The organism is Streptomyces sp., assembly GCF_019510245.1.
Taxonomy (GTDB): domain Bacteria; phylum Actinomycetota; class Actinomycetes; order Streptomycetales; family Streptomycetaceae; genus Streptomyces.
The window spans coordinates 1-4,654 of the sequence record NZ_JAEKKT010000287.1 but is presented as its reverse complement, the minus strand read 5'-3'; the positions used below and the strand labels follow the sequence as shown (position 1 = coordinate 4,654).

General features: G+C 70.5%; 5 protein-coding genes and 1 pseudogene. 1 reads left to right on the top strand and 5 read right to left on the bottom strand.

Annotation, left to right across the window (positions count from 1 at the left end):
* Positions 1 to 320 (top strand): annotated as a pseudogene (locus tag JF597_RS49050) (hypothetical protein); the annotation flags it as partial.
* A 6-nt stretch (positions 321 to 326) separates the two neighbouring features.
* Here JF597_RS49050 and JF597_RS49045 read toward each other — a convergent pair.
* Genes JF597_RS49045 through JF597_RS49025 form a run of 5 tightly spaced genes read right to left on the bottom strand, consistent with a single transcriptional unit; the run spans position 327 to position 4,317 of the window.
* Positions 327 to 1,706, bottom strand: coding sequence for an ATP-binding protein (locus JF597_RS49045; protein ID WP_294012362.1), 1,380 nt, complete (start codon positions 1,704 to 1,706; stop codon positions 327 to 329).
* The gene (locus JF597_RS49040; RefSeq protein WP_294012358.1) at positions 1,703 to 2,365 is read right to left on the bottom strand and encodes a response regulator transcription factor; all 663 of its coding nucleotides are present in this window, start codon (positions 2,363 to 2,365) and stop codon (positions 1,703 to 1,705) included. The genes JF597_RS49045 and JF597_RS49040 overlap by 4 nt, the downstream gene beginning before the upstream one ends.
* On the bottom strand, positions 2,319 to 3,050 hold the full coding sequence (locus JF597_RS49035; RefSeq protein ID WP_294012355.1) for a phosphatase PAP2 family protein: 732 nt from the start codon (positions 3,048 to 3,050) through the stop codon (positions 2,319 to 2,321). The genes JF597_RS49040 and JF597_RS49035 overlap by 47 nt, the downstream gene beginning before the upstream one ends.
* A complete protein-coding gene (locus JF597_RS49030; RefSeq protein ID WP_294012365.1) occupies positions 3,047 to 3,652 on the bottom strand; it encodes a phosphatase PAP2 family protein in 606 nt (201 codons plus the stop codon). The genes JF597_RS49035 and JF597_RS49030 overlap by 4 nt, the downstream gene beginning before the upstream one ends.
* Entirely contained in the window at positions 3,649 to 4,317 is a 669-nt protein-coding gene (locus tag JF597_RS49025; protein ID WP_294012352.1) for a DedA family protein, read from the bottom strand. Before JF597_RS49025 ends, JF597_RS49030 begins: the two co-directional genes overlap by 4 nt.
* Positions 4,318 to 4,654 lie beyond the last annotated feature (337 nt).

Here is a 4,654-nt window from a genome sequence, read left to right as displayed (position 1 = left end):
ACAGCTCGGGCCTCGGTTACGCCGGCGGCGCGCTGCTCGTGACGGGCGTACTGGCCGTCCTCGTCTGGCTGATGAAAGTGCCGGTCGTGCCGAACGTGCTGCTGTTCTGGATCGCCTTCGTCCTCACCCGCCCCCTGGGAGCCACCGCCGGTGACCTCCTGACCAAGCCGGTCGCCAAGGGCGGTCTGGACCTCGGTACTGCGGGATCTTCCGTCGTGCTGCTGGCCGTTCTGGTCGGGCTGATGGCGTACGCGCGGGTGCAGGAGCGCAGAACACCGCAGGTGACGGAGCGGGAGCCGGTCGCCCGGCGGGCCGACTGAATCACGTCATCCGGCGGGCAGGTCGACCAGGAAGTGTGCTCCGGGTGTGTGCTCGGGGTCGTGGGAGACCTCGCCGCCGACGGCGCGGGCCAGGCGCCGCGCGAGCGGCAGTCCCAGGCCCGCCCCGTCGTGCCCGTCGCCCAAGTCCGCGCGCCGACCGGGCTGGAAGAGATCGTCGAGGAACTCCTCCGGGACCCCGGGACCGTCGTCGGTGACATCGATGCGGACGCCGCCGCCGGGCAGCTGCCTTGCTGACACGGTCACCGTGGAGCCGGCATGGCGAACGGCATTGGCCAGCAGCGGGCTGACGATGCGTTCGAGCAGAGGGGAGGCGACGCCCGCCTCGAGCTGCTGGTCCGGCATGTCGACGACGGTCTTCAGCTGCTTCTGTGCGTCGAGGTCGTCGACCAGCCGCCGCAGCACGGGAGCGACAGCGGTGGCACCGACGGCCGTGGTGGTGTTCTGTGCGCCTTCGCGAGCGTCGTTCAACAGCGTGTCGCAGATGGTGCGCATGGACTGGGCGGCTTCCGCGATCACCTCGTGGATGGCTTCGGTCTCGTCGGCCGAGCGCGGGCGGGCCCGCCACCAGTCGAGCTCGACGACGATCCGGGTGAGCGGGGTGCGCAGTTCGTGGGACAACTCCCCGGTCAGCTGCTGCTCGTGACGCAGCACGGTGCGGATGCGGTCCAGCAGTGCGTCCAACGAGGTGCCCAGGCGGGCGAGTTCGGCCGGCTGGTTCTCGGTGCCGAAACGCTGGTCGGAACCGACGGCGCTCCACTGGGTGGCATGGTCGGTCATGGTGCGCACGGGGCGTAGCGCCCGTCCGACGGCCAGCCGCGTCAGCGCGTAGGTGCACGCGAGCATGACAGCGTCAAGGATCAGAGAGCCCGACAGCAGGGTGCCGGCGGAGTTGCGGTAGGGGGCGAGATCCACGGCCGTGATGACGGTGGCGGTGCTGCGAAGACCGGACACGGGTTGGGAGCACAGGCGGACGAAGCGGGGGTTGTCGGTTTGCGCGGTCGCGCAGACCGGCCTGGCCCGCGCGGCGAGCCGGTCGGCGGTGTGGGTCAGTGCGCTGTCGGCCGCGGCGGACGGCGGTTTCTCCAGCAGCCGTGTCCCGGTGTAGATCCACAAGTTCGTGTCGAGCAGGCTGTCGTTGACTGTCTCCAGGACCCGCACTCGGGGCCCGCTGGTGTCGACGGTCGTGGCGACGGCGGCGGCGCGGTTGCGTAGTTCGTCGTCAGCCTGGTGCTCGAGGTGCCGGTCCATCACGGTGTTGAACACGACGGTCAGCACGGTCATCAGGAGCGCGGCGGTGGACAGTGCCACGAGCGAGAGCCGACCGCGCAGCGTGCGGGGCGCCAGACGGCGCGCGAGCCGGTTCATGACAGCCGGTGCCCGATCCCGCGTGTCGTGGTGAGGCCGAGGCCGCTGCCCGCTTCGCGCAGTTTGCGGCGCAGTCGGCTCAGATACTGGTCGAGGGTGTTGTCGCTGACCTGGGCGCCGTCCGGCCAGGCGGCCCTGACCAGGTCGCGGCGGGACACGAGGGTCCCGCCTGCGGCCATGAGCGTGGCCAGCAGACGGAACTCCGTGGGAGACAGGTCGATGTGGACGTCGCCGACGCGCGCGCTGTGCCGGATCGCGTCCAGGACCACGTCTCCGGCGGTGGACACGGCCGCGGGTACGGCCCGTTTGAGCGCGGCCCTCAGCCTGGCGACGAGTTCGGCGAGATGGAACGGCTTGGGCAGGTAGTCGTCGGCTCCGGCGGAGAACCCGGACAGCCGGTCGGTGAGGTGATGGCGGGCCGTCAGGAAGATGATCGGGGCGGCGAACCCGCCCGCGCGCAGCGCCTGGCAGACGTCCCGGCCGTCCGCGTCGGGCAGCCCGACGTCCAGGACCACGGCCGCGATGTCGTCGGTGGCCAGCCGCAGGGCGGTGGCGCCGTCGGCGGCGGGCACGGGGTCGAAGTCCTCGTCGAGCAGGCCGCGGCGCAGCACGTCACGCAGGGCGTGATCGTCCTCGACGACCAGGATCTTGTGGCGCATGGTCCTCCGTTGGATTGTCCGGCGCACGGGGCGTACCAGAGACAAACGATGCGGGCAGCCATCGGGTCATCGCGTACAGGCACACTCCGAGCCATCCGGTGGCGAACAGCCAGCCGCCGATGACGTCGGTGAACCAGTGCACGCCGAGATAGACCCGGGACAGGCCCACCAGCACGCCCCAGCACCCGATGACGACCCGGAGTGGGGTGGCGCCGCGCGGGGCGCGCAGTGAGACCGCGACGATCAGCAGCCCGGCAGCGAGGGCCGCTGTGGTGGTGTGTCCCGAGGGGAACGCCCAACCGCCCGCGGACGCCGCCCAGTCGGCACGGGCGGGACGCGGTCGCTGGACGGCTTCCATCACCCCGTAGCGCAGCGACTGACCGGTTACCAGACAGGCAAGGCCCAGTGCGGCGGCCCCCATCCGTCGTCGTACGGTTCGTCCCGCGACCATGCCGGCCAACACGGCGAGGATGTAGGGGACGGCACCGCTGCCGGTATCGGTCACCCCTCGGGCCAGAGCCCTGGCGACGTCCGGCCGATGGCCGAGCGACCAGGCCAGGAAACCGTCGTCCGACCACAGCTGAGCGCCGTCCTGGCCGATCACCACTAGCGTGAGGACGCCGAACGCCACCCAGGCGCCGAGACCGACCGCCCCAGCCAGGTCGGCGGCGTCGCGCCGATTCATGAGGGGCTCAGCAGCCGGCGCAGGCGGCCGGAGCCGATCCACCGGTCCACCGATGGCGACCACCGTCGCAGCACGAGCATCGCCATCAGCGCGACGAGGCCACCGACCAGCACGCCTGCCGCGACGTCGTGCGGATAGTGCGCGCCGACCCACACCCGCGAGACCGCCATCGCCAGGGCCGCCACGGCCGCGACCGCTCCCAGCCGACGCGAGACGAAGAACAGGGCCACGGCAGCGGCGGACGCGATCGCCGCGTGGTTGCTGGGGAAGGACCAGTCGCCGGGCGCCGGACACGCCTCCAGGGTCTTCACCCGAAGGCTCTGGCACGGCCGGTCCTCGCGCACCGCCAGCTTCGTCAGGGCATCCACGCCATAGGCAACGACCACGACCACCGGTACGGCCAGCGCCCTCACCGCAGCCGCATCCCCATCCCGTCGAGCGAACCACCAACCCACGACCGCGAGCAGGGCGAACACCGCGAGCCCGTATGTCGACCAGAACGACACCGCTCCGTCCAGCCAGGCTGGCGCATGCCGGGCCAGACGCACCACATCCAGATACGCGGTGCCGTCGACGGACGACCCGTCGAAAGCCATGATCACCTGCATCCCCCCTCGGGCCGGCCATCCCGCCGAGCCCTGTGCACCTCGGCAGCCAGGGGGATCAGCGACACGAAAATGATCAACGTCACCAGCGGGAGCAGGTAGCGGTCGACGTTCGGGATCGACGAGCCCAGCGCGTACCCCGCGAGGGTGAGTCCGAGGCTCCACACGAGGCCGCCGATGATCTGCCACAACGTGAACGTGCGCACCGGTACCTCCAGTGCGCCGGCCACCGGATTGAGCACGGTCCGCACCACTGGCACGAAACGGGCCAGCGCGATCGCCTTCGCATGTCCGTATCGCGCCAGCAGTTCCTCGGCGCGTTTCGCACCCTCGTGCAGACGCTGCGAGCGGCTGCGGGCCAGCAGTGCTCCACCCGCCTTCCGGCCGAGCACATAGCCGCACTGCGCCCCGGCCAGGGCGCCTGCCGCCGCCGCGACCAGGAGCGGTCCCAGCGACAGGTGCACACTCGACTCCGCCGAGCCCGTGCACAGCAGACCGGCCGTGAAGAGCAGCGAGTCGCCCGGCAGGAAGAAGCCGACCAGCAGCCCTGTCTCGGCGAACATCACCACCCCGACGCCCAACACGCCGAACGCCGCCAGCAGCGAATGAGCGTCCAGCACGTTCACGGCCAGCTGTGATGCCGAATGGATCGGTGTGGTCATGGCGAGGACGCCTTTCCGGCAGACAAATTCACGCAAACTTCCTTGATTGGTCAACGGCGTGTCTGCGATTCGCCCATCCGTATGTACGTGGCCTGGAGGGAACCGCACTCGCCGAGCCTACATCTACAAGATGTAGTAGATGTTCTGTGGGTGACCGGATGTAAACGGTCACTCAAACCGAATACTAGGCGGAGGAGACGGGCGTCATGGCTGACACCTATCGCACGGGGACCGGCACCTGGACTCTGCGGCGTGCGGCCACGAACCCGACGGCGCCACCCCCGACCCGGGTGTCCGGTGTCCCGGGCGCCGGGCCCCAGCAGTTGCATCGGGGGAT